Source organism: Cronobacter universalis NCTC 9529 (genome assembly GCF_001277175.1).
Taxonomy (GTDB): domain Bacteria; phylum Pseudomonadota; class Gammaproteobacteria; order Enterobacterales; family Enterobacteriaceae; genus Cronobacter; species Cronobacter universalis.
The window spans coordinates 2,321,902-2,344,397 of the sequence record NZ_CP012257.1; the positions used below are offsets into that span (position 1 = coordinate 2,321,902).

At 58.5% G+C, this 22,496-nt stretch carries 23 protein-coding genes; 11 read left to right on the forward strand and 12 right to left on the reverse strand.

What is annotated here, in order from left to right:
* Positions 1-24: 24 nt before the first annotated feature.
* The gene (gene exaC, locus AFK65_RS10715; RefSeq protein WP_007698127.1) at positions 25-1,545 is read right to left on the reverse strand and encodes an acetaldehyde dehydrogenase ExaC; all 1,521 of its coding nucleotides are present in this window, start codon (positions 1,543-1,545) and stop codon (positions 25-27) included.
* 270 nt (positions 1,546-1,815) lie between these two features.
* Between exaC and AFK65_RS10720 the strand changes: the two genes are divergently transcribed.
* Positions 1,816-3,621, forward strand: coding sequence for a sigma-54-dependent Fis family transcriptional regulator (locus AFK65_RS10720; RefSeq protein WP_038857089.1), 1,806 nt, complete (start codon positions 1,816-1,818; stop codon positions 3,619-3,621).
* Here the strand turns inward: AFK65_RS10720 and AFK65_RS10725 are convergent.
* The 3 genes from AFK65_RS10725 to AFK65_RS10735 all read right to left on the reverse strand — a co-directional run bounded on the left by AFK65_RS10725 (position 3,602) and on the right by AFK65_RS10735 (position 7,063).
* Complete coding sequence (locus tag AFK65_RS10725; protein ID WP_038857088.1) at positions 3,602-4,672, reverse strand: class I mannose-6-phosphate isomerase; 1,071 nt, start codon at positions 4,670-4,672, stop codon at positions 3,602-3,604. The genes AFK65_RS10720 and AFK65_RS10725 overlap by 20 nt on opposite strands.
* 16 nt (positions 4,673-4,688) lie before the next feature.
* Complete coding sequence (locus tag AFK65_RS10730) at positions 4,689-5,546, reverse strand: SDR family oxidoreductase (RefSeq protein ID WP_038857087.1); 858 nt, start codon at positions 5,544-5,546, stop codon at positions 4,689-4,691.
* Positions 5,547-5,950: 404 nt separating this feature from the next.
* On the reverse strand, positions 5,951-7,063 hold the full coding sequence (locus AFK65_RS10735; protein ID WP_038857085.1) for an endonuclease/exonuclease/phosphatase family protein: 1,113 nt from the start codon (positions 7,061-7,063) through the stop codon (positions 5,951-5,953).
* A 283-nt stretch (positions 7,064-7,346) separates the two neighbouring features.
* On the opposite strand from AFK65_RS10735, the gene ttcA reads away from it, so the two are divergent.
* Positions 7,347-8,279: a tRNA 2-thiocytidine(32) synthetase TtcA gene (gene ttcA / locus AFK65_RS10740; RefSeq protein ID WP_038857082.1), complete on the forward strand. Its 933-nt coding sequence runs from the start codon at positions 7,347-7,349 to the stop codon at positions 8,277-8,279.
* A 39-nt stretch (positions 8,280-8,318) separates the two neighbouring features.
* On the opposite strand, the gene AFK65_RS22015 is transcribed toward ttcA, so the two are convergent.
* The 4 genes from AFK65_RS22015 to AFK65_RS21040 form a co-directional block, all read right to left on the reverse strand.
* The gene (locus AFK65_RS22015) at positions 8,319-8,468 is read right to left on the reverse strand and encodes a hypothetical protein (protein ID WP_007698143.1); all 150 of its coding nucleotides are present in this window, start codon (positions 8,466-8,468) and stop codon (positions 8,319-8,321) included.
* A 314-nt stretch (positions 8,469-8,782) separates the two neighbouring features.
* A complete protein-coding gene (gene zntB, locus AFK65_RS10745) occupies positions 8,783-9,766 on the reverse strand; it encodes a zinc transporter ZntB (RefSeq protein ID WP_007698146.1) in 984 nt (327 codons plus the stop codon).
* A 74-nt stretch (positions 9,767-9,840) separates the two neighbouring features.
* Positions 9,841-10,044, reverse strand: a complete 204-nt coding sequence (locus AFK65_RS10750; protein ID WP_007698149.1) for a hypothetical protein — start codon at positions 10,042-10,044, stop codon at positions 9,841-9,843.
* 78 nt (positions 10,045-10,122) lie between these two features.
* Positions 10,123-10,296, reverse strand: coding sequence for a GhoT/OrtT family toxin (locus AFK65_RS21040; protein WP_004387319.1), 174 nt, complete (start codon positions 10,294-10,296; stop codon positions 10,123-10,125).
* A 201-nt stretch (positions 10,297-10,497) separates the two neighbouring features.
* Here AFK65_RS21040 and AFK65_RS10755 point away from each other — a divergent pair, with 201 nt between their 5' ends.
* From AFK65_RS10755 to AFK65_RS21045, 4 genes are all read left to right on the forward strand, one after another.
* Complete coding sequence (locus tag AFK65_RS10755; RefSeq protein ID WP_007698154.1) at positions 10,498-10,821, forward strand: hypothetical protein; 324 nt, start codon at positions 10,498-10,500, stop codon at positions 10,819-10,821.
* A 73-nt stretch (positions 10,822-10,894) separates the two neighbouring features.
* Positions 10,895-11,086 carry a hypothetical protein gene (locus AFK65_RS10760; protein ID WP_007698157.1) on the forward strand — a complete coding sequence of 64 codons (192 nt, stop codon included), beginning with the start codon at positions 10,895-10,897 and terminating at the stop codon, positions 11,084-11,086.
* 204 nt (positions 11,087-11,290) lie between these two features.
* Positions 11,291-13,042: a GGDEF domain-containing phosphodiesterase gene (locus tag AFK65_RS10765; RefSeq protein ID WP_038857081.1), complete on the forward strand. Its 1,752-nt coding sequence runs from the start codon at positions 11,291-11,293 to the stop codon at positions 13,040-13,042.
* 738 nt (positions 13,043-13,780) lie between these two features.
* Entirely contained in the window at positions 13,781-14,023 is a 243-nt protein-coding gene (locus tag AFK65_RS21045) for a con-10 family general stress protein (protein WP_071602511.1), read from the forward strand.
* 120 nt (positions 14,024-14,143) lie between these two features.
* Here AFK65_RS21045 and AFK65_RS10775 read toward each other — a convergent pair whose 3' ends face one another.
* The gene (locus AFK65_RS10775) at positions 14,144-14,401 is read right to left on the reverse strand and encodes a hypothetical protein (protein WP_007698169.1); all 258 of its coding nucleotides are present in this window, start codon (positions 14,399-14,401) and stop codon (positions 14,144-14,146) included.
* Positions 14,402-14,641: 240 nt separating this feature from the next.
* On the opposite strand from AFK65_RS10775, the gene AFK65_RS10780 reads away from it, so the two are divergent.
* The 3 genes from AFK65_RS10780 (at position 14,642) to AFK65_RS10790 (ending at position 16,590) form a co-directional block, all read left to right on the forward strand.
* The gene (locus AFK65_RS10780; protein WP_038857074.1) at positions 14,642-15,223 is read left to right on the forward strand and encodes a hypothetical protein; all 582 of its coding nucleotides are present in this window, start codon (positions 14,642-14,644) and stop codon (positions 15,221-15,223) included.
* A 472-nt stretch (positions 15,224-15,695) separates the two neighbouring features.
* The gene (gene iraM / locus AFK65_RS10785) at positions 15,696-16,031 is read left to right on the forward strand and encodes an anti-adapter protein IraM (protein ID WP_172461545.1); all 336 of its coding nucleotides are present in this window, start codon (positions 15,696-15,698) and stop codon (positions 16,029-16,031) included.
* 112 nt (positions 16,032-16,143) lie between these two features.
* On the forward strand, positions 16,144-16,590 hold the full coding sequence (locus AFK65_RS10790; RefSeq protein ID WP_007698180.1) for a lysozyme inhibitor LprI family protein: 447 nt from the start codon (positions 16,144-16,146) through the stop codon (positions 16,588-16,590).
* A gap of 62 nt (positions 16,591-16,652) precedes the next feature.
* Here the strand turns inward: AFK65_RS10790 and AFK65_RS10795 are convergent, their stop codons facing one another.
* On the reverse strand, positions 16,653-18,269 hold the full coding sequence (locus tag AFK65_RS10795; RefSeq protein ID WP_038857072.1) for a peptide ABC transporter substrate-binding protein: 1,617 nt from the start codon (positions 18,267-18,269) through the stop codon (positions 16,653-16,655).
* Positions 18,270-18,511: 242 nt separating this feature from the next.
* On the opposite strand from AFK65_RS10795, the gene mpaA reads away from it, so the two are divergent.
* Entirely contained in the window at positions 18,512-19,225 is a 714-nt protein-coding gene (gene mpaA / locus AFK65_RS10800; RefSeq protein WP_007698189.1) for a murein tripeptide amidase MpaA, read from the forward strand.
* Here the strand turns inward: mpaA and ycjG are convergent.
* A complete protein-coding gene (ycjG, locus tag AFK65_RS10805; protein WP_038857070.1) occupies positions 19,207-20,205 on the reverse strand; it encodes an L-Ala-D/L-Glu epimerase in 999 nt (332 codons plus the stop codon). The two genes, mpaA and ycjG, sit on opposite strands and share 19 nt — an antisense overlap.
* Before the next feature lie 136 nt (positions 20,206-20,341).
* On the opposite strand from ycjG, the gene tpx reads away from it, so the two are divergent.
* On the forward strand, positions 20,342-20,848 hold the full coding sequence (gene tpx / locus AFK65_RS10810) for a thiol peroxidase (protein ID WP_007698195.1): 507 nt from the start codon (positions 20,342-20,344) through the stop codon (positions 20,846-20,848).
* A 51-nt stretch (positions 20,849-20,899) separates the two neighbouring features.
* Here tpx and tyrR read toward each other — a convergent pair whose 3' ends face one another.
* The gene (gene tyrR / locus AFK65_RS10815) at positions 20,900-22,462 is read right to left on the reverse strand and encodes a transcriptional regulator TyrR (RefSeq protein ID WP_007698198.1); all 1,563 of its coding nucleotides are present in this window, start codon (positions 22,460-22,462) and stop codon (positions 20,900-20,902) included.
* Positions 22,463-22,496: the final 34 nt, after the last annotated feature.

Here is a 22,496-nt window from a genome sequence, read left to right on the forward strand (position 1 = left end):
TCGTTAACGGGTCGTTCGGATGGATCAGAAAAGGTTCAGAGGCTGGATGTCATAGCTGACCAGCAAATTTTTCACCTGCTGGTAATGCTCCAGCGCTTTCTTATGGGTTTCGCGGCCGATACCGGAATTCTTATAGCCGCCGAACGCGGCATGCGCCGGATAGAGGTGGTAGCAGTTGGTCCAGACGCGGCCCGCTTTGATTTCGCGGCCCATGCGCCAGGCGAGATTCGTGTCGCGCGTCCAGACCCCCGCGCCGAGGCCAAATTCCGTGGCGTTGGCCAGTTTCAGCGCCTCTTCGGCGTCTTTAAAGGTGGTGATGCCGATAACCGGCCCGAAGATCTCTTCCTGGAAGAAGCGCATCTCGTTTTCGCCTTTAATCAGCGTCGGCTCAATGTAGAAGCCCTTCTCCAGCGCCGCGCCGTGGTTCAGACGCGAGCCGCCCGCGAGGATCTGGCCGCCCTCGCCGCGCGCGATATCGATATAAGAGAGAATCTTGTCGAACTGTTCCTGAGAGGCCTGCGCGCCAATCATAGTGTCAGTGTCATAGGGGTCGCCTTTACGAATGTTGGCCATACGCGCCAGCACACGCTCCATAAAGGGTTCGTAAATCGATTCCTGAATCAGGGCGCGGGAAGGACAGGTACACACTTCCCCCTGGTTAAAGAAGCCCAGAATCAGCCCTTCGGCCGCTTTTTCGATAAATTCAGGCTCTGCCTGCATAATGTCGGCAAAGTAAATATTAGGCGACTTTCCGCCAAGCTCGACGGTGCTGGGGATAATATTTTCCGCCGCGCAGGCCAGAATATGCCGTCCGACCGGCGTCGAACCGGTAAACGCGATTTTCTCGATGCGTTTACTGCGCGCCAGCGCCTCGCCCGCCTCCTGCCCGAACCCGTGCACCACGTTCACCACGCCCGGCGGCAGCAGATCGCCAATCAGCTCCATAAATACGGAAATGCCAAGCGGCGTCTGTTCCGCAGGTTTGAGCACCACGCAGTTGCCCGCCGCCAGCGCAGGCGCGAGTTTCCACGCCGCCATCAGGATCGGGAAGTTCCAGGGAATTATCTGCCCGACCACGCCGAGCGGCTCGTAGATGTGATAAGCCACGGTATATTGATCGATTTCCGCCACGCTGCCCTCCTGGGCGCGCAGACAACCGGCGAAGTAGCGGAAGTGGTCTACCGCCAGCGGAATGTCGGCGTTCAGCGTTTCGCGAATCGGTTTACCGTTGTCCCAGCTCTCGGTGAGCGCCAGCTGTTCGATATGGCCCGCCATGCGATCGGCGATGGCCAGCAGCAAATTGGAGCGCTCCTGCACGCTGGTTTTGCCCCACGCGGGCGCCGCGGTATGGGCCGCATCCAGCGCGCGTTCGATATCGGCGGCGCCTGAGCGCGGGAACTCCGCCACCACCGCGCCCGTCACCGGCGTGGTGTTAGTGAAATATTGACCTTCAACAGGCTCGACAAACTGACCGCCAATATAGTTTCCATAACGCTGTTTAAAGCTAACGAGAGCACCAGGCTGACCGGGGTGAGCATATTTCATGGCAGATTCCTCAGTGTAGCGACAATCGGTTAAGCACAGTCTGCTGTGCGGCGTACAGAGATAAGCAGTTCTTATGCCAGAGTGATACGCCCGAAAAAAATTCACCATTACCTGTTTATAAACAGAAAGTTACGAATGATTCGTTTTACGTGATGGCGCGCCGGGCGGGTGCGGGACACGGAAAATGTCGCGGAACTGTGTCATGTGTCGCAACACATGGGACACCAAAATGCTACATATTTGAAACATGTACACCCACCGGAGAATGCCATGCCGCACAGCGCCTCGTTGACCTCCGCAGGCTTAACGCCGTACTGCGACGAGCTGTCTTTTCCGTGTCTGCTCAACGACTCCTGGCAGCGCAGCCAGCGATACGGGCTGACCCGCGACGACGACGCCACCTCGTTTGTGAGCCGCGCACTGCTTGAAGAGGCGCGATCGCAACACGGCTGGCTGAAAACGCTCGCCCGCCCGCTAATGCAGCGGCTCGGCGAAAGCCTCAACCGCGCGCCCTCTGTCGTGGTCGCCTCTGACGATACCGGCCTGGTGCTGGATACCTTCGGCAACAACCAGTTTCTGCAAAAGGCGCAGCGCGTGGCGCTCGCGCCCGGCAATCTGTGGGGCGAACATGCGCGCGGCACCAATGCCATCGGCACGGCGCTGGCGCTGCATGCGCCGTGCGAAGTCCACGGCAACCAGCATTTTCTCAATCAGAACGCGGGGCTTTACTGCTACGGCGTGCCGGTGTTTCGCCCGGACGGGCAGATCGCGGGCGTGCTGGATCTCTCGACGCCCGCCCGCCAGCCCGTGGCGGAAGCAGGCCGTCTGATGCGCCAGGCCGTGCGCCAGCTGGAGCATGACTGGGTTATCGCGCAGCTCGACGCGCAGCAGTGGCTCCTGCGTCTGCACACCGACCCGACCGCCCTCGGCTCGGCGCAGGAATTGCTGCTGGCGTTCAGCGACAACCGGCTGGTGGCCGCCAATAAGCTGGCGATGGATGAGTTCAAGCTTTCTACCGCGCATATCGGCACGCTTTCTCTTGATGCGCTCTTCCCGCAGGCGCTGCCGGCGGGCGATGACGCCGCGCTCACCGCCATTAACCAGCGCCGTTACCACACCCGCCGCCAGCTTCCGGCGCGGCGCGTCTGGGCCGCGCATCCTGCGCTCGCGCAGGAAGAAGAGAGCGGCGTTGAGACCGCCAAGGCGCTGCGCCTGCTGAACGCGGGCATCGCGCTGTGCGTGACCGGCGAAACCGGCTGCGGCAAAGAGCACCTGAGCCGCCGCCTGCATCAGCAGAGCCAGTGGCGCGACGGCCCGTTCGTCGCCATTAACTGCGCCGCGCTGCCCGAGCAACTGATTGAATCGGAGCTTTTCGGCTACCAGCCCGGCGCGTTTACCGGCGCCAGCAGTCGCGGCTATATCGGTAAAATCCGTGAAGCCGACGGCGGCGTGCTGTTTCTGGATGAGATCGGCGATATGCCGCTTGCCATGCAGACCCGCCTGTTGCGGGTATTGCAGGAGAAAAAAGTGGTGCCGCTCGGCGGCACCCGCGCCGTGCCGGTGGCGTTTACGCTTATCTGCGCCACCCACCGCCCGCTCGACGAAATGGTGGCGCGCGGCGCATTTCGCGAAGATCTCTTTTACCGCATTGAAGAGTACCGTCTGCGCATTCCGCCGCTGCGCGACTGGCCTGCGCTGCCGCGGTTTGTGCAGCGGTTGTGGCAGGAGCTCGGCGGCGCGCGGCGCGGCGTCACGCTCTCTGCCGATCTGGTCGACCATATCGCGCGTCTCCCCTGGCCGGGGAACGTGCGCCAGCTCGCAAGCGTGCTGAAAGTCTTGCTGGCGCTGGCGGATGACGGTGACGTTGTCACGTTAGACGATCTGCCTCATCCGTATCGCTCCGCAGGCGAGACCAAAGAAACGGCGCAGCCTTCAGAGAACGCTGCGCCGGATGTGGACGCCGTATTACAGAGCGTGAACGGTAATATGAGCCTTGCGGCGCGCAAGCTTGGCGTCTCGCGCAGCACGCTCTACCGGCGGCTTGAGAAACAGCGCGCTAGCGCAGACGTCCGCTGATATCGCCGAGCGCGTCGATGGCCGCCTGCGGGTAGCCTGCGGCGCGCAGCGGCGCGACAATTTCCTGCGCCAGATCCGGCACGTAACCGACCAGCAACTCCCCTTTGCCGCAGAACTCCGCCTCGCCGAGCGCGGCGGGCAGAATCACGCTCTGGGCGCGCTCAAGCGTCATCACTGCGCCATCAGGCGTGTGAATCGTCACCGGCGCGCCAATATTGGTGACAATACGCACCGAGGAGAAGTGGTAGTCGTAGCAGGTATCAAAACGCCAGCGCTCCAGGGCGAAATAGGGCCCGGCGCAGCACAGCAGGCGCTGCACGGCGACGCACTCCTCCAGCACCAGACCGCGCTGCGGCTGGGTCAGCAGTTCCGGGCGCAACTCTTCCAGCAGTTTATCGATGTTCCTGGCCTGCTCATCAGGGGGGACCGGCGAGCCATCTTCCATATTCCACGGCATCGCATGCTGCTGAATATCAGACGTCTGTTCTATTTCATAGATCAGCGTGTCCGGCCCGAAAGAGTGCAACTGGCCGCCCGGCACATAGATCGTGTCGCCGGTTTTCAGCGGCAGGCGGTACATGACGCGGTCATAATCGCCCGCCAGCAGCGCCTCGCGGATCGCCTCTTTTTTCATACCGGTTTTAATACCGGCAAGGCAGGTTGCGCCGGGCGCCGCCCAGAGAATATGCCAGGCCTCGGTTTTACCATTGGGCTGGTTTTCCAGGCGCTGCGCCATTTCGTCGTTGGCATGCAGATGCACCGGCAGCATGCCGCTGCCGTCGATAAATTTGCACAGCAGCGGAAAGTACGGGCCGCGCCAGCCAGGCGCGACCAGTTCATCGGGATAGCGCGTCGTCAGCTCACGTAGCGACATGCCAGCGAACTCGCCGTTGGTGACGGTGGCTATCATGCCGTCCACATCGCTCACCTCCCAGGTTTCAGCGACGCGCGATCCCGGCAGTTCCGCCTTGCCGAGCTGCGTTTTGATGCGCGTGCCGCCAAAGATGTGGGTCGCGAGCGGCGTCGTCAGCGTCAGCGGATAGTTGAGCATCCCTCTCTCCTTTTTATCAGATGACCGCCTGGCCGCCCGTGACCGCCACGGTCGCGCCGGAGACATAGCTTGCCTCGTCGCTTGCCAGCATCACATAAACCGGCGCCAGTTCCGCAGGCTGACCGGCGCGCGCCAGCGGCACCTGGCTGCCGAACTCTTTCACCTGCTCCGGCGGCATCGTGGACGGGATAAGCGGCGTCCAGATGGGGCCCGGTGCGACCGCGTTCGCGCGAATGCCTTTTTCGGCAAGCAGCGCGGCCAGGCTGCCGGAGAAGTTCACGATAGCCGCTTTGGTGGCGGAATACGCGATGAGCTTCGGCTTCGGCTGGTCGGCGTTCACCGACGCGGTGTTGATGATAGAACCGCCCGCCGGCATATGCGGCACGGCCGCTTTGCAGATCCAGAACATGCCGTAGAGGTTAGTTTTCATGGTGCGGTCGAACTCTTCATCGCTGATTTCATCCAGCGAATCGCGGGTCATCTGGAACGCCGCGTTGTTGACCACGATGTCGATTTTGCCGAATTCATCGGCGGCTTTTTGCACCAGCGCGCGGCAGTGGGCGGCGTCGGTGATATCGCCGGGCACCAGAACCGCTTTACGGCCCGCCTCTTCAACGAGACGCGCGGTGTCTTTGGCATCGTCATGCTCATCAAGATACGAGATAAGCACATCCGCCCCTTCGCGGGCATAGGCGATGGCGACCGCGCGGCCAATGCCGGAATCGCCGCCGGTGATGATGGCGGCTTTACCGGTGAGACGGCCTGAGCCCTTGTAGCTCGTTTCGCCGTGATCGGGCTGCGGCTGCATTTTGGTGGTGCTGCCAGGGACATTCTGCTGCTGTTCCGGGAATGGCAGTTGCGGACGTGTCGTCATGGTTTGTTCTCCTGTTTCTTTTCGTTTCGCGCCTTTAAAACGCGAAAGACATCCGGGTTTCAGGAACCTGACGCTTATCAGCGCCAACGATAAATTCAGGTTTCAGTATAGTTGACGAGATATTTATGCAAGCGAAGCGGGAAACCAGACGGGTAATTTTTATCCGGTGCGGGCGATTATTCTGGTGGCGTTATGCCATGCGGATTGGCTTATTAGCGAGACGGAGTCTGTTTCTGCAAAGTCTTTTATTAATAAGGGGTTGGAAGCGAATAATTTTATTGTGAAACGGGCGAAATATAATGCGCGGCGGGCGGGTATTTATTATTTTTACAATGGATGAGAAAACGCTGATAAATCCGGGCCAGCGCCAGAATCACCAGGCCCGGTGTTTAAAAATGTTGCAATTAAATATCGATATCCACCCACAGTGCCGCGTGATCGGAGCCTGCCTGCTGCGGCTTTTTCAGCTCCGGGTAAACGTCCCATTTGACGGGCCGCTCGCCGGGCCACATCCCTTTGCGAATAACGCCGCCTGCGGTGACGCGCTCCCAGAGCGCGGGTGACAGCAGAATATAATCAAGCTTGTTGTTTTTGGCGCTGTTGCCCCAGGTGCCGGGAAATCCGCCGTTGTCGAACGCCGGGTGGGTAAAGGCGTCGCGCAGATCGGTCTCTTTCAGCAGCGGCGCCAGGGCGTCGCTCTCCGGCGTGTCGTTGAAATCACCCGCGATAGCGATAAACTGCTCGCCGGCGTCGCGGCGCGCCTTATAGATCTCCGCCACCCGTTGCGCCTGCGCTTTACGGCGGGCGTCGGACTCCGCCTTGCCGCCATAGCCTTTACTCTTCAGGTGATTGACCATCACCCACAGCGTATCGCCGTTCGCCAGCGGCACGGAATATTCCGGACAGTCGCGCGAAAAAATCAGCTGGCCGCGCGCGTCGCGATCGTCAACATGGCTGCGCATCGGGCCGATGGGGTACGCCGCGCCGGTGAGCAGGCCAACGTCGATGCCGCGGCTGTCGTTGCCGTCGATGACCATCACATGACGAAAGGGCTCGCCGCCGAGCGCCGCGATAATCTCCTGGTTAAACGCCGCCAGCGCCGGGCGGCTTTCCGCCTCGACCACCGCCAGCACATCGGCGTTGAGATCGCTCATCACTTTTGCGGTGATGCGCATGGCGACTTCATCCACCGGCGATTCGATAAGCTCAAGCGAACCCACCCAGTCGGCGCGACCGCCGGCGATAATATCGATACCGCCATCGCGCGGGCGCTTCAGCAGGCTGCCGCGATTGCGGCGCAGAATAACAAACGGCCCGGTGTCCGATTTCTCAAGCCCGAGCGCCACCATCAGCTTCACCATCTCTTTCTTACTGGCCTCGCTATAGGTGATGTCGCCGAGCAGTTCATTCAGCCGCGCGAATTTTTCCAGCACCGGTCGCCCCTGCGACCAGCTGCTCTGCGACATCACGCGCGCGCGATCGAACAGGTTTTCTACATTATAAGACGCCAGACGCATAGCCCCTCCCGTTGTGGTTATCCCCCGCCGCAGGCGCTCAGGCCCGGCATCAGGTCTTTCTCAGTGTGGCAGCAAAATGTTACGGCTTCAAAACAGGCGCTACGGCGCAAAACGCGCTGGCATTCGTCGCCGTAATCCGTACCATACACGCCACGCACAGGAACACATTCGGGCTTGCTGGCGCCTGCGGCGATATCCGCCGCGCGCGGGCAGGCCAACGGTGAATACGCGCGCCGGGCAATCCGCCAGGGCGCGCCGCAACGCAGAACTGAGCCACTTTTAAATGTCTGAAATTCAAGAAATTAGCAAAAAAGAGCAGTACAACCTCAACAAATTGCAAAAGCGCCTGCGCCGCAATGTCGGGGAGGCTATCGCCGATTACAATATGATTGAAGAAGGCGACCGGATTATGGTCTGCCTCTCCGGCGGCAAAGACAGCTACACGATGCTGGAGATTTTGCGCAACTTACAGCAGAGCGCGCCGGTGAATTTTTCGCTGGTGGCGGTGAATCTCGACCAGAAACAGCCGGGTTTCCCGGAGCATATCCTGCCGGAGTACCTGGCGGCCCTCGGCGTGGAATATAAAATCGTTGAGGAAAATACCTATGGGATCGTCAAAGAGAAGATCCCGGAGGGGAAAACCACCTGCTCGCTGTGCTCGCGTCTGCGTCGCGGCATTCTTTACCGCACCGCCACCGAGCTTGGCGCGACCAAAATCGCGCTGGGCCATCACCGTGACGACATTCTGCAAACGCTGTTCCTGAACATGTTCTACGGCGGCAAAATGAAAGGCATGCCGCCGAAGTTGATGAGCGATGACGGTAAACATATCGTGATTCGCCCGCTCGCCTACTGTCGCGAAAAAGACATTGAACGTTTCTCGCAGGCGAAAGGCTTTCCGATTATTCCGTGCAACCTCTGCGGCTCACAGCCGAACCTGCAGCGTCAGGTGATCGCCGATATGCTGCGCGACTGGGATAAACGCTATCCGGGCCGTATCGAAACCATGTTCAGCGCGATGCAGAATGTGGTGCCGTCGCACCTGTGCGACACCGAACTGTTCGATTTCAAAGGCATTCATCACGGCTCTGAAGTGGTGAACGGCGGCGATCTGGCGTTCGACCGTGAAGAGATCCCGATGATGCCCGCCGGCTGGGCACCGGAAGATGAAGAGGCCCCGCCGATGCAGCGCCTCGATGTGCTGGAAATCAAATAAGCCTGAAGCCCTCCTCGCGGAGGGCTTTTTTTTGCCCGTTTAACGCATGTGCGGCGGCGGATCGTCGATGGGGCGCGGGTCCGGCGATGGCGGATCGGGAACCGGCTGCGGCGTTGGGATCGGGTCCGGCACCGGTACGGGATCGATGGGCACCGGATCGCTCATGCTGGTTTGATACAGATGATGCATCGTCTTTTCCTCTTTAATGGCGTATACATTAAGCGTAGAAGATGCGTCACAGAAGGGAAAAGCGCGGCGGCGCGCCGATCAGACCACGAGAAACGAGCAAAAAAAAGCCGACTTAATCAAGTCGGCATCGTACGAATCAATTGTGCTATGCAGTAATTCAAAAAAGGAAGTAAGACAATATGGAGCGCAACGCCCATCGCTTGACGTTGCATTCACCTGCGACAAGAATGATGCCGTGAAACCGCGTGGCATTTCTTGATATCGCTCAAATTCGTGGGCTTTTTTGCTTCAGCACACCGGCGAAAACCGTTTTTTTACAACCATTTACTTCGATGTAACCACCACGTAACACCGCCAATCACCAGCACCAGCGCCACGCAGAAGACGCTGAAACCGAGATGCCAGCCGCCGCCGGGAATGCCGCCAAGGTTGACCCCGAATAATCCAGTGAGGAACGTACTCGGTAAAAAAACCATCGCCATCAATGACATCGTATAACTGCGACGCGACAGCGACTCCTGCATCGTCTGGGAGATTTCATCGGCCATGACGGCGGTACGCGCGATACAGGCGTCGATTTCATCCAGCCCGCGGCCAAGCCGGTCGGCGATATCCTGCATCCGGCGGCGCTGATCGTCATTCATCCAGCTAAATCGCTCGCTGGCGAGACGGGAGAAAACATCGCGCTGCGGCGACATATAGCGGCGCATCACAATCAACTGCTTGCGCAGCAGCGCCAGCACACCGCGCGGCGGCACGATCTCTTCCAGCAGATTGTCTTCCAGATCGATGATCTTATCGTGCAGCTCTTCGATAAATTCGCTGGCGTGGTCGGTGAGCGCGTCGCAGGCATCCACCAGCCAGCCGCCGACATCCGCCGGGCCGCTGCCCTCATTGAGATCGTGAATAATATCGTCGAGCGCCAGCACCTTACGCTGGCGCGTGGAAACGATAAGCCGTTCATCGATATAGAGCCGCATCGCCACCAGCTGATCTGGCCGTTCGTCGGTGCTGCCGTTGATGCAGCGCAGCGTAATCAGCGTGCCGTCGCCCATGCGCGTCACGCGTGGGCGCAGGCTCTCGCCCGCCAGCGCGTCGCGCACCAGGTTTGGTAGCAGCGGCGTCTCAGCGAGCCACTGCGCGCTCTCCGGGTTGGCATAATTCAGATGCAGCCAGCAGGGCTGGTCTTTATCGATAACGCAGTCATTCTGCAACGGCTTTACGCCGCCGTGTCCGTCCAGCAGCCAGGCGATGACCGCGTCCGGCACGTTCACTTCAGAGCCCTTAATGGCCTCCATCGCGTCTCCTGATGTTCAATTCAGATGATGAAAGCTGGCGGCCGCCAGCGCCCCGCTCATGCCCAACGCCGCGGTTAGCGGCTTTCCAGCGCGGCCTGAATGGCGTCGGCCAGTTCAGCCAGATGGTGGCGGGTATATTCGATATCTTTGGCGAGTTTATCGCGCCCTTCGTAATTGTTGGGCGCCGCCACGGAAGCTTTAATCAGCTCCAGCGCGGCGTTCACCGCCAGCAGACGTTTTTCCGCATCGCTGCGGGAGGGGTAATTTTCAGGCAGCATAGCGCGCTCCGGTCATTCAACTGGCTTTATGGTGATACATTGCGCAGGAATTTCAAGCCGGAGCGATTCGGTTGCGGATTAAAACAGCGCCACCAGCAGGGCGACAGGGAAACTCATCGGCCAGGTCGCGCCGATAAGCGTCGCGCAAAGCAGCTTAATGCTGGTTTTGTCTTTCGCGATGAAAAAGGTGATGAGCGCCGCGATTGCCGCCATAACGGCGTAAAACACGAGCATATGTTGATAGAGCGTCATGATGGCGTATCCATACTGAGAATGCGGTCGCAATATGCGATTTTTTATGACGCAGATCAAGTATCACAGAAGGCCGCCGCGCAGAAAAACTTGATCTGCCTCACCATATCCCTGCTGCTAACAAGGATGAATCAAATCCGCGCGTGATGTGTTAACGTCAACTCACACATAAATTTTACAATTCAGGGCCGATCTGCCGCAATGAGAACCACGCGCGTTACGTTACGTCTTTCCCACGCCGTCAGCGACGTTATGCTTGATGACATTAAAGCCATTATCCCTGCGGATGCGCTTCAGGTCTTTATTAATCAACTGGATGAAACCCAGTACGCCACGCTGGAATGTATTCAGACGGAGCGGAACTGTTCGCTTATCGCCTCCGCGATTGTGGTCTGGCGTCAGCTCGGCCATGTCAAAAGCCTGGTATACCGCAACGGCGATGTGCTGCGCGACGTCTCGGACGCCAGCCAGTTTCAGATTTTCACCATGCTGCGCGCGCCGTTGACGGTGCTGGCCGTTCGCTGAGCACTTTCAGAAAATTCTCAACTTCTCCCCTGCTCTGCCGATAACCTTCTGAAAATGGACGGGGAAGAACGTTATGCTGCCTGGAATACCCACGCTGGCGCTGGCCTTTACGGTCTGGCTGCTGATTTTTATCCCTTCTTACAAGATAGCCAGACGCGCGGGCTTCGGCTGGTCGATGGCGTTGCTGCTGACGCTGCCAGGCCTGAATATCATCGCCTGGTGGTGTTTCGCCTGTATGAAGTGGCCAGCGCGCCGCTATTTCTGACCTGCGCCTGACGCGGGCTTCGCCGGGCGCGTTATCCTCGCCCCGTCACGCCGCGCCCGCTGAAATATTCAGGCGAACCCGCGCATAGCGTTAAAGCTCCGCGTCCCCTTGCCGATGATGCAGATAACCCAACGCCCGCGTTGACAGTAAAAGCCCGAGGCGTTCGCGCCGTAAAAGAAGCCGTGCTTAAAGGTAGCACCCACTATGTTCAGCCACATCGACAGAAAAGATGCCAGACGCATGGCAGCCCTGGATATGCTCCGGGGAAATCACGGGCATCAGGACCCGGTACTGCTGCAATTCGCGAGGCTCGCCAGCCTCGCGCTCGGCATCCCAGGCTGTTTTATCGCCGTGGTGGATAAAGCGGGACTGCCGGTGCATCTCGCGCACCCTGAACCGCTTCAGGTCGACGCCGCCGTACTCACGCAGACATTATGCGAAGACGATGCGCCTGTCTGGTGTTGCGATACGACGCTGGATGACCAGGCGCGTCAGCATCCGCTGGCGGCCTCCTCGTCTGATGTACGGTTTTACGCGCTGGCGCCGCTACGCACGCGCGACGGCAGCCTGACCGGCACCATTGGTATGACGGATACCGTGGCGCAGCCATTTAACGATGAACGCGCCCGCACGCTCTCGCTTATCGCCGGACTGACCGGCGCCTGGCTTGAGACATTAAACGCGGTCGGCTTTTTAGATCCGGTGACCCGCCTGCCCAATCGCCAGAAACTGTTGGCCGATATGGAGCGGCTTTCCGCGAGCGGCAGCATCGAACGCTATACGCTGATGATTTTCGACTGCATCGACATGCCGACGGCCTATGAGCTGGCGCGCTCGCTCGGTATGCCGGCGCTGGAGACGCTGCTAAACGATCTCGGCCCGTTGCTGCGCATGAAGCTGCGGCTGAAAAGCGACACCGTGCTCTATAACGTGGCGACAGGCCGCTACGCGCTCCTGCTGAAAACGCGCAACCAGAAAGCCATACGCCGCAATGCCGCGGTGCTGCCGCTGGTGAATGCGCGAATGCTCCAGGGCATCAACATTCGGCTCAATATCTTTGCGGGGGAAGTGGGCTGGCAGCCGGAGAAAACGACGCCCAACGAGGCGCTGCGTCGCGCCATCAGCGCGGTGCATGAAGCCATCTGGCTTAACAAGCGCCATATGGTGTTTGATCCTGAGCGCGATGAGAAGCGCAACGTCGATTTCCAGTTGCTGCACGACCTCAGCGAGAGCATCGCCAAAAACCGCGGGCTCTATCTGATGTACCAGCCGAAAATCAAGCTCAGCACTAACCGCGCGGTCGGCGCGGAAGCGCTGCTGCGCTGGCGCCATCCGACGCGCGGCGATATTCCACCAGGCGTGTTTATTCCGCTGGCGCAAAACACCAGCCTGATGGAAGAAATTACCCAGTGGGTGATCGACGCCGCGCTGCAGCAACTGCAACAGTGGCGTAAACAGGGTATTACGTTGCCCTTGTCGGTCAATATCAGCGTCAGCGATCTCTCGCGCGCCGGTTTCGCGGACGCGCTGGAAGCGCGTGTGCTGCGCGCCGGGCTCTCGACGAACGACATTCGTATCGAATGCCTGGAGACGGAAAAGGCGCTGGAGAGCGAAACCGCGCTTTGCGAAATGGATATGCTCAAGCTGCGCGGCTTTAAAATCCTGCTGGACGACTTCGGCGCAGGCTACAGCAACATCAACTACCTGCGTCGCATTCCTATCGACATTATCAAGCTCGACCGATCGCTCACCTCCAGTATCGCGCAGGAGCGCAGCAGCCAGATTATTGTCCGTAACGTAATCCAGATGCTGAAAGAGCTGGATTACGTGGTGCTGGCCGAAGGCGTGGAAGATGCCGAAACCGCGCGCCTGCTGCTGGAGTTCGGCTGCGATGAAGCGCAGGGTTATTTTTTCTCGCGCCCGGTGGAGCCGGAATATATCGCGCAGTGGATATAAAGCGTGTTTTCCGGTGTGCTGGCGCGCCGGAAAACATTATCTGCGCCTTTTATTTTAGCGGCATAATAACCTGTTTGTTTCTGCGGTTTATTATTAATTATTTGGTAAGCAAGTCAGTGTATTAATACACACTCCCGACTCCTGGCTTCCTGTAATACGCGATCAGCATGGCTTAAACAGAAAAATAATGTTATGCCGGAATATTTCCCGTCTACGCTTATTTGCAGACCTTAGCGATCCACTAAGGCACACTTTGCCATCACCAGGGAAACAGGGTTCACGGATGAACCCCCTTTACTGCCCGTCCCTGGACGCCTCTTCTCGTCACGCCATGTCACCTCTGCGATGCCGCCTTCCTGGCGGGCATGAGAAGCCGCCAGCGCACGTTTTCTGTTCTGTTAATCATTACATTCTGCTTTCCTGTGAAATATGACGAAATATTACATCAATCTTCAGAATATTAATTTTTCCCTTCACGGAAATATAACGGTTAATAATCACACTGCCGTTTCGTCATGGACGATAAAATAATAAAACAAGCGAAGCGCAAATAAATAAAAACAGACCTGAAAAAGCCCCTTTAATTTACCATAAAAACAGGCATTTCCTGTTCACACCTTATTTTATTGCTTCACAGACTTGCAGCATGGAAATACCTTGCCTACAGTTATCAATACCTTTTCGATAGCAGTCACGCACTGCTGTAATAAGTACGACCAACAACATGAGGAGAAACCTATGACTCAGCATCGAGGTGGTTCAGGTAATTTCGCAGAAGATCGTCAGCGCGCTTCCGAAGCAGGCCAGAAAGGCGGTCAGCACAGTAGCGGTAATTTTAAAAATGATCCGGATCGCGCCGCAGAAGCAGGCCACAAAGGCGGCCAGCAGAGCGGGGGTAACTTTAAAAATGACCGCGAGCGCGCCTCTGAAGCCGGACGTAAAGGTGGTGAAAACAGCCACGGCGGCGGACGATCCTCATAGCCTGTATCCCTGAAGCGTAATGTCAAAGGCAATGCTTCAGACGAATTGACCATCAGGGAATATAAAGGAGAGCGCAACGCTCTCCTTTTTTGTCGTTCAGACGGTGGTAAAAGCAGCGACCTATTTTTGCCGACTGCTGAATATATAGTTTTCCCCCGTGTCGTCGGTGAGAAACACCTCCTGCGCCTCCCCGCTGGGCAGTACAAAATACACGCGTTCCCCCTGACGCAGCGCAGTAAAACCGCTTATCTCCTGCGATTTATCAATTTCGAACGTTTTTACCGTCTCCCCGGTAACGGTATCGGGTTCACTCACGCTGTAGCTGGCGGTAAAATCCACTTCCGGGCGGTCTTTCAGATGCAGCTGGATAGAAGGCATATCGGCTCCCCGAGTGACTCAGACCCTGTAAGTGTAGCCCACGCCCGTTGTTCCTGTGGACGTCCTGTGACAAGCTTAAGCGAGTTCACCAATAAAATTAAAGCGATACGAAACGCGGCCGATAACTGATATGCATGAAAGCAGTAACCTGCGGCTGGCGCCTGCTACGCCACACCAGCCAACCATCACACCTGAAGCGAGGGTGCGTGCCATCGCGCTGACAGGCAAAGGGAGAGTGATATGAAGCGGTCCGGCCTTCTGGCAGTTGTCGGGGCAGTGTTTTTATTGCAAGGGTGTCATTCGGACAGCATCGACCAGGTCAAATCCCTCAGCATCGGGGAGAGTTCAGTCGGTCAGGTCTTTGAGTCGCGCACCGACTGCGTACAGGGCGCCTGGCGCAGCTTCGAAGATGCGGGTGGGCGCGATGTCGTGCTCTATTCCTGTAAGCTACCCGCGCCTGAGCTGGCTAAGCTGACCGACAAGTTCCGCGTGCACAGCAACCAGATGGTCGAACAGAACACCACAGCGCGCTGGCGCGCAGCCCACCGCGACGATATCGCCCGCGTCATGAGCGAAATGAGTATCCGTGACGTGGAGCTCCTGTATGTCTGGCGCATTAACGACGGCGCGGCGCCGCAACTTGCGGATGTGGAAGTAAAAGCCGCCACCACGTTTTCCAGCTTCAGCTACAGCGTCAACCAGCCCGATAAGTTTGTTGCGCTGGCTTACAAGGATACCCTTGCCGATCTCTGGCCGCAAAGCCTGTTTCCGCAGCTTGATAAAAACGCGGGCCCGCTTTACCGCCAGCTCAGCGCGCTCTGAATGTGAAGGCGGCTCGGTGTGCCGCTGGCGGGCGGTATCCCCGGCCACCGCCCTCCGTTAGCGGTTGTTTTTTGCGCAATCGATACCCTGACTTAAGTTAAATTTTTTTCACAATCCTCTTCCCACGGTCGGAATGAATTTTTATGCAGTCACTTGCCGGTAGATATGCAAATCGGCGCTGATTTCGGTTTTACAGAAATACTATCGGGAATGTGCTTATATTTTTTATTATTGTGCTTACGTGACTATTTCAATAGAAATTTAAACCAATAGTGATTATTAGCGCCATTAGCCATTTAGAATGAAAAATCAGCAATAATTGTTTAGCATATATAATATTTCTTTACTCTCCCTGTCATTCCCTCGCGTTCCTTCCAAAAAACTTACTTTTCTCACGTTACAATTGAAACACTTGCATCGCTGACCCGATGCGTACGTTAATTAAGCATATAAAATGAATATGGAGAGGAAAATGAACTGGCGGGTGGTTGATTCAATAGTAAGCACCAACACCAATTCTGTATTTACCTTAATTTCTTCGCAACATAATATTAAACTAATCCTTTGGTATAAAGCCACGTATTATTTATCGCCAGGCGATACGATCTCAATTAACGGCGATGCGATGGCTGTGAATAACTTTCCTGTTCAGCTCAGTCTCTACCGCACCCTCTATTATAATACCCGGTTCTGGCAAACCATTCTCCACAGCAATAACCACTGCGCCGGCAACCTTCAGCAGAGCGTAAGCCGGTGCGTTTACCGCAGTAAATGCAAACTCCTCTACTGCCCGTTCCAGCAGCACTGATCGTTAAGCCGTTTCGCATAGTATTTTCCTGACAGGCATGGTTCAATCTCACACCGACACGCCGCCCGGAGCCGACGTGCCAGCGTCTTTTTATTTTAAATAACAGGAATACATGTCCGTGAAATACTTTCTGAAATCCGCGCTGCTGGCGCTGGCGTTAAGCCCGCTCTGCGCGCAGGCGGATGAGATTACGCGCAGCGCGGCGGCGGACGCCTGTAGCCAGCAGGCAGGCGAAAACAGCGGTGAGTGCCTGGAAGCGGCGGGGCTGGAGTCCGATAACCAGCTTAAGCAGGCGTTTAACGCCAAAGTGACGGAGTTGCAGAACTTCGACTATACCCGCTGGCCGCAGGGCGATGAGGCGCGGCGTACCCAGATGGTGGAGGCGCTGAAGGTCAGCCAGCAGCAGTGGACCGACGCCAGGGACGCCTTCTGTACGGCGGCGAGCGCCTCGGCCGCGGGTACGCCCTGGCTTGCGGCCCACGCGTTAAGCTGCGTCATTAATATGAACCAGCGCCGCGTGCAGGAGCTCGCACTGATCCACCCGGAAGGGGAAAAATAATTTTGCGTTAAGGGCAAAGCGGCTATTTCCGGCGCCGCCATGACGGCAGGCGCCGGAAAACATCAGTGCTTAAGAATATACATGGTGCGGCTGTACGCCACATCTTCCGGATTATTAATCGGATAACCTTTCAGCCACGGTTTAATTAACCGCCCATTGGTATACTGATAAATCGGCGCGATGGGCGCCTGAGTTGAGATAATTCTCTCGGCGCTATTGTAATCGCTATTGCGCGCTTTGGCGGAATTCTCCTGTGCGGCCTGTTGCAGCACTTTGTCATAATCCGGGTTTTTAAAGCGCGCGATATTTCCGCTGTGGGTGGAGGTCAGCAGCGAAAGAAAGGTTGACGGCTCGTTATAATCTCCCACCCAGGAGGCGCGGATCACATCGAAATTACCGGTATTGCGGCTGTCGATATAGGTTTTCCACTCCTGGTTTTTCAGCTTCACCTCCACGCCCAGATTCTTTTTCCACATCGACGCCACGGCGATGGCGATTTTCTGGTGGTTTTCAGAGGTGTTATAGAGCAGCGTCAGGTTGAGCGGACGCGCCGGGCCATAACCCGCCGCCTGAAGCAGCGTTTTCGCCTGCGCGTTTAACTCCTGCTGGCTCATCTGCTCCCACTCCGACTGCGCGGGCGTAAAGCCTGCGGTCACGTCCGGCGTAAAACGCCAGGCCGGTTTCTCGCCGGTGCCGAGCACTTTTTCGGCCATCAGACGGCGGTCGATGGTCATGCTGAGCGCCAGACGCACGCGCGGGTCCGCCGTCGGGCCTTTCTGCGTGTTAAAGGCGTAGTAATAAGTGCCCAGCTGCGGCGGCGTAAAGACCTGATCGGGGATCTCTTTTTTCAGCTTCTGATAGAGGTTTTTCGGGAAGGATTCGGTGATGTCGATATCATTCGCCAGATAACGCTTGGTGGCGGCGGACTCCTGGTTCACCGGCAAAAACGTTACCTGCGTCAGCACGGTTTTCGCGTTATCCCAGTAGTGCGTATTGGGCGTCAGCACCAGCTTTTCGTTGACCACGCGGTCTTTCAGCACAAACGCGCCGTTGCCCACCAGCTTGCCGGGGCGCGTCCACTCGCCGCCCTGCTCCACGTTCGCTTTTTGCACCGGGTAGAGCGCCGCGTTGGCGGCAAGCGCCGGGAACCACGGCAGCGGTTTATCCAGCGTCACTTTCAGCGTATGCGCATCCGGCGCGCTCACGCCGAGCGCTGCCGGCGCTTGTTTACCGTCGATAATCGCCTGTGCGTTCGAGATGCCCGCCAGCGCAAAGAACCAGGCGAACGGCGAGGTGGTTTTCGGGTCGACCATGCGCTGCCAGCTGTAGACGAAATCCTGCGCCGTCACAGGGGTGCCGTCGGACCACTTCGCGTCGTCGCGAAGCGTAAATGTCCAGATGCGGTTGTCGTTGGTCTGCCACTGCGTGGCGACACCCGGCACCAGCTCGCCTTTTTCATTCTGGTTAACCAGCCCTTCAAAGAGATCGCGCAACACCTGAATCTCCGGCAGACCTACCGCTTTCGCCGGATCCAGCGAGGCGGGCTCGTCTTTCAGGTGGCGCACCAGCGTCTGGCGTTCGGCAAGCGCCGTGCCGGGCGGCACGTCGGCGGCAAACGCGCCGGTCAGCGCGCTCGCGACCCATAATGCGCTCAGGGTAAAGCTTACAGGAATTTTCATGAGGTCCTCGTTCTCGTGGTCCCGCGCCGAACCGCTCTCCGGGCGCTGTCGGGGAATTATTTGTTGGATGAATATAAATTGCAAACCACTGGCCGCGATTTTGCGCGCTTACCCGGCGTCAGATCAAAGCGTTAATGCCTGAACGTTTACATAACGCGCAACGCGCCGATGACTGTCAGGCTGTTGAATTTCGGCGAAATGTCGTCAACACTCCTGTTATCTCCCTTTGACGGCGGCCCCCTATGAATACGCTTCGACCCCGCGCCCGGCGCGGCGCTTTACCTGACGATGCCAGGCGCTATGGCGAATCGGCGCTCGGCGCGCCGCTGCTCTGGTTCCCGGCACCGGAGGCGCAGCGCGCGCCAGGGCTTATCATCGCCGGTACTCACGGGGATGAGAACGCGGCGCTGGTGACCCTCTCCTGCGCGCTGCGCACGCTGGAGCCGGCGCACCGGCGGCATCATGTGGTGCTGGCGGTCAACCCGGACGGTTGCCAGCTCGGCCTGCGCGCCAACGCCCGCGGGGTCGATCTCAACCGCAATTTTCCGGCGGCCAACTGGCAACCGGGCGAAACCGTCTATCGCTGGAACAGCGCGGCAGATGCGCGCGACGTGACGCTCTCCACCGGGGAAAAGCCGGGCTCGGAGCCGGAAACCGCCGCGCTGTGCCAGTTAATTCATCAGCTAAAACCCGCCTGGGTGGTGTCGTTTCACGATCCGTTAGGCTGTATTGACGATCCGCAGCAGACGCCGCTCGGCCGCTGGCTCGCCGACGCGTTCGGCCTGCCGCACGTCACCAGCGTCGGTTACGAGACGCCGGGCTCGTTCGGCAGCTGGTGCGCCGATCTGGGGTTAACCTGCGTTACCGCCGAGTTTCCGGCCATCTCCGCCGACGACGCCACCGAGCGTTATCTGGCGGCGATGACCGCGCTGCTGCACTATGACGATGAGAGCTGAGGCCCGACGTCAGAATAGAGATAGAGCTGACCAGGCGTAAAGCGTAAGGCGGGCTCGACATCCACCGCAAGCCAGGTGGGGCCGTCGAGATCGGTAAAGCGCATTTGCGGGATCAGCGGCAGCGCGGCGCCGATGGCGCGTGAGGTACAGAGCATACAGCCGAGCATCAGCCCGAATCCGTCCTCTGTCGCCTGACGGGCCAGCGCCAGCGCCTCGGTCAGACCGCCGGTTTTATCGAGCTTGATGTTAATCATCTCATAGCGTCCGGCGAGCGTCTTCAGACTGCCGCGCGTGTGGCAGCTCTCATCGGCGCAGATGGGCAGCGGGTGAATAAAGTTTTCGAGCGCGCGATCGTCAGACGCCGGCAGCGGCTGTTCCAGCATCTGCACGCCGAGATCCGCCAGCAGCTGACAGCGCGCGGCCAGTCCTTCCGCATGCCAGGATTCGTTGGCATCCACAATAAGGGTCGCGTCCGGCACCGCCCCGCGAATGGCCACCATCCGCTCGGTAATAAAGGTGTCGTCGAGTTTGATTTTCAGCAGCCTTGCGCCCTTCTCCCACAGCAGCGCGGCGTTACCCGCCATCTGCTCCGGCGCGCCTAACACCACGGTCTGGGCGGTGGTGTGCTGGTCCGGCAGCGTGACCTGTAAAAACGACTCCAGCGTCTCGCCCGCGCGGCGCGCGTCGAGATCCCAGAGAGCGCAGTCGATGGCGTTGCGCGCGGCACCCGCCGGCAGCAATTTCTGCAATCCGGCGCGATCGAGCCCGGCTTCGAGCTGCGGCACGACGGTCATGATTTGCGCCATCACCGAGGCCACGCTTTCGCCGTAGCGCGGATACGGCGTGCATTCGCCCACCGCCCGGACGCCCTCTTCTTCCAGCTCCACCACGACCACCACCGCCTCACTGCGGCTGCCACGGGCGATCACAAACGGCGAATGGAGCGGCCAGGCTTCCTGATACACTTTTACGCTTCTCATTATTTTCCTCGCAACGGGCTTTGCCTCAGTATAGCGACTGGAAAGTTAGCCTGCCGGGACAGTTTTTTATATTCATCCCCTGCGGGATCACATACACTAGCGGCGACGTTAACTATATGTAAACAGGAAGATAACTATGTCACAAATCGTCTATTTCCAGGGCAATCCGGTTTCCGTGGTGGGTCAGATCCCGCAGGCAGGCAGCAAAGCGGCGCCGTTCAGCCTGGTGGCAAAAGATCTGTCTGACGTGTCGCTGAGCCAGTTTGCCGGTAAGCGTAAAGTACTGAACATTTTCCCGAGCATCGACACCGGCGTTTGCGCGGCGTCCGTGCGCAAATTCAACCAGCTGGCGACCAGCATGGAAAACACCGTCGTGCTGTGCGTTTCCGCCGATCTGCCGTTCGCGCAGTCCCGCTTCTGCGGCGCGGAAGGCCTGAGCAATGTCATCACGCTCTCCACCCTACGTAACCCGGAATTCGCCAAAGAATACGGCGTGGGCATCGAAGAAGGCGCGCTGAAAGGTCTGACCGCTCGCGCGGTGCTGGTTCTGAACGAAAACGACGACGTGGTCTTCAGCGAGCTGGTGAATGAAATCACCCACGAGCCGAACTACGACGCGGCGCTCGACGCGCTGAAAGCGTAAATCGCTTCTTAAAAAAAGCCTCCGCATGCGGAGGCTTTTTTGTTTGCGGCGTTACTCTTCGCCCTTGCGCTGGCTTAAGCCATATTCGCGAAGCTTATTGGCGATGGCGGTATGCGAGACGCCCAGTCGCTTCGCGAGCTTGCGGGTACTCGGATAGCTGCGATAAAGCTGGGTCAGCACCGAACGTTCGAAACGGCGGGTGATATCGTCGAGCGAGCCTTCCATCGCCTCTTCGCCCACTGGCAGCGCGGCGGCGTCGAAATCCGGCAGCAGGATGTCCTGCGGGCGCAGTTCATAGCCGTCAAGCTGCGTGAGCGCGCGGTAGATGGCGTTCTTCAGCTGACGCACGTTGCCCGGCCAGCCGTAGCGGGTCAGCACCTGGCCGAGATCGCTGGCGAGTTTCGGGCGCGGCACGCCCTGTTCATCGGCAAAGCGCGCCACGAACATCTCCGTCAGCGGCATGATGTCCTGCGGGCGGTCGCGCAGCGGCGGCAGATTCAGCGTCAGCACATTGAGCCGGTAATAAAGATCTTCGCGAAACGCCCCTTTTTGCACCAGCTCCACAAGATTTTTCTGCGTCGCGCAGATCACACGCACATCCACATGCACCTCGTGTTCTTCGCCGACCCGACGGAATGTGCCGTCGTTAAGAAAGCGCAGCAGCTTGGCCTGCATGCGCGGCGACATCTCGCCGATTTCATCCAGCAGCACCGAGCCGCCACTGGCCTGTTCGAAGAAGCCTTTTTTCCCCTCATGGGCGTTGGCGTAAGCGCCCGGCGCGTGGCCGAACAGCTCGCTCTCCACCACATCTTCCGGGATCGACGCGCAGTTGAGCGCCAGATAGGGTTTATCGGCGCGCGGGCTGGCCAGGTGGCAGGCGTGCGCCAGCAAGTCTTTACCGGTGCCGGTGTCGCCGGTGATGAGCAGCGGCGCGTTCAGCATCGCCAGTTTGCGCGCCTGATCCACCACCTGTTTCATGCGCGGGCTGACCGCGATGATATGGCTGAACGCGTGGAGATCGAGGCTGGTCAGGTTCTGAAGCTGGCGGCCCATGCGCACGGTTGAACGCAGCATCGCGACGGCGCCGGTCAGCACGCTGGCGCCGCTCTCTTCTTCCAGATGCACCGGCGTGATTTCGAGTACAAAATCCTGGCCGTTAATCACCACATGCTCGGTATGCGACTCTGCAGGACTGCTCTCCAGCCAGCGCTGAAAGTTGAAACCGCTGATAAGACTTGCGGCGTTATGGTTGCGCAGGCGCGCTTCATTCTGGCCGAACAGCGCGCAGCTCGCCGGGTTGGCCAGCTCGATTTTGCTTTTCATATCCACCGAGAACACCGGCTCCGGCAGCGCTTCCAGCAGGGCGCTCAGCGAACGGTGTTCGCGCTCGGACGGCATCCACGGCACGGTGCGCACGTCGGTGACGCCGGGAATGCGACGGATTTCCGCCATCAGGCTGCTGAAGGCGTCAAATTCCAGCGTAGAGAAATTGAGATAAATTCGCCCGATCGGGTCGATTTCGATACCGCGTAAATCGATACTGCGCAGCACCAGGAGATCGAGCAACTCACGGGTCAGACCGAGGCGGTCTTCACAAAACACTTCAAGACGCATGGCAGCACCTTCACGCATTGATCCAACGAATGGC

Coding starts and splice junctions, on each gene's coding strand:
- ttcA (WP_038857082.1), top strand. CDS start 7,347: ATGTCTGAAATTCAAGAAATTAGCAAAAAAGAGCAGTACAACCTCAAC.
- AFK65_RS10755 (WP_007698154.1), top strand. CDS start 10,498: ATGAGAACCACGCGCGTTACGTTACGTCTTTCCCACGCCGTCAGCGAC.
- mpaA (WP_007698189.1), top strand. CDS start 18,512: ATGAATACGCTTCGACCCCGCGCCCGGCGCGGCGCTTTACCTGACGAT.
- AFK65_RS10735 (WP_038857085.1), bottom strand. CDS start 7,063: ATGCGTCTGGCGTCTTATAATGTAGAAAACCTGTTCGATCGCGCGCGC.
- zntB (WP_007698146.1), bottom strand. CDS start 9,766: ATGGAGGCCATTAAGGGCTCTGAAGTGAACGTGCCGGACGCGGTCATC.
- AFK65_RS21045 (WP_071602511.1), top strand. CDS start 13,781: ATGACTCAGCATCGAGGTGGTTCAGGTAATTTCGCAGAAGATCGTCAG.
- AFK65_RS10775 (WP_007698169.1), bottom strand. CDS start 14,401: ATGCCTTCTATCCAGCTGCATCTGAAAGACCGCCCGGAAGTGGATTTT.
- AFK65_RS10720 (WP_038857089.1), top strand. CDS start 1,816: ATGCCGCACAGCGCCTCGTTGACCTCCGCAGGCTTAACGCCGTACTGC.
- AFK65_RS10760 (WP_007698157.1), top strand. CDS start 10,895: ATGCTGCCTGGAATACCCACGCTGGCGCTGGCCTTTACGGTCTGGCTG.
- AFK65_RS10750 (WP_007698149.1), bottom strand. CDS start 10,044: ATGCTGCCTGAAAATTACCCCTCCCGCAGCGATGCGGAAAAACGTCTG.
- AFK65_RS10765 (WP_038857081.1), top strand. CDS start 11,291: ATGTTCAGCCACATCGACAGAAAAGATGCCAGACGCATGGCAGCCCTG.
- tyrR (WP_007698198.1), bottom strand. CDS start 22,462: ATGCGTCTTGAAGTGTTTTGTGAAGACCGCCTCGGTCTGACCCGTGAG.
- iraM (WP_172461545.1), top strand. CDS start 15,696: ATGAACTGGCGGGTGGTTGATTCAATAGTAAGCACCAACACCAATTCT.
- AFK65_RS10795 (WP_038857072.1), bottom strand. CDS start 18,269: ATGAAAATTCCTGTAAGCTTTACCCTGAGCGCATTATGGGTCGCGAGC.
- AFK65_RS10725 (WP_038857088.1), bottom strand. CDS start 4,672: ATGCTCAACTATCCGCTGACGCTGACGACGCCGCTCGCGACCCACATC.
- ycjG (WP_038857070.1), bottom strand. CDS start 20,205: ATGAGAAGCGTAAAAGTGTATCAGGAAGCCTGGCCGCTCCATTCGCCG.
- tpx (WP_007698195.1), top strand. CDS start 20,342: ATGTCACAAATCGTCTATTTCCAGGGCAATCCGGTTTCCGTGGTGGGT.
- AFK65_RS21040 (WP_004387319.1), bottom strand. CDS start 10,296: ATGACGCTCTATCAACATATGCTCGTGTTTTACGCCGTTATGGCGGCA.
- AFK65_RS10730 (WP_038857087.1), bottom strand. CDS start 5,546: ATGACGACACGTCCGCAACTGCCATTCCCGGAACAGCAGCAGAATGTC.
- AFK65_RS22015 (WP_007698143.1), bottom strand. CDS start 8,468: ATGCATCATCTGTATCAAACCAGCATGAGCGATCCGGTGCCCATCGAT.
- AFK65_RS10790 (WP_007698180.1), top strand. CDS start 16,144: ATGTCCGTGAAATACTTTCTGAAATCCGCGCTGCTGGCGCTGGCGTTA.
- AFK65_RS10780 (WP_038857074.1), top strand. CDS start 14,642: ATGAAGCGGTCCGGCCTTCTGGCAGTTGTCGGGGCAGTGTTTTTATTG.
- exaC (WP_007698127.1), bottom strand. CDS start 1,545: ATGAAATATGCTCACCCCGGTCAGCCTGGTGCTCTCGTTAGCTTTAAA.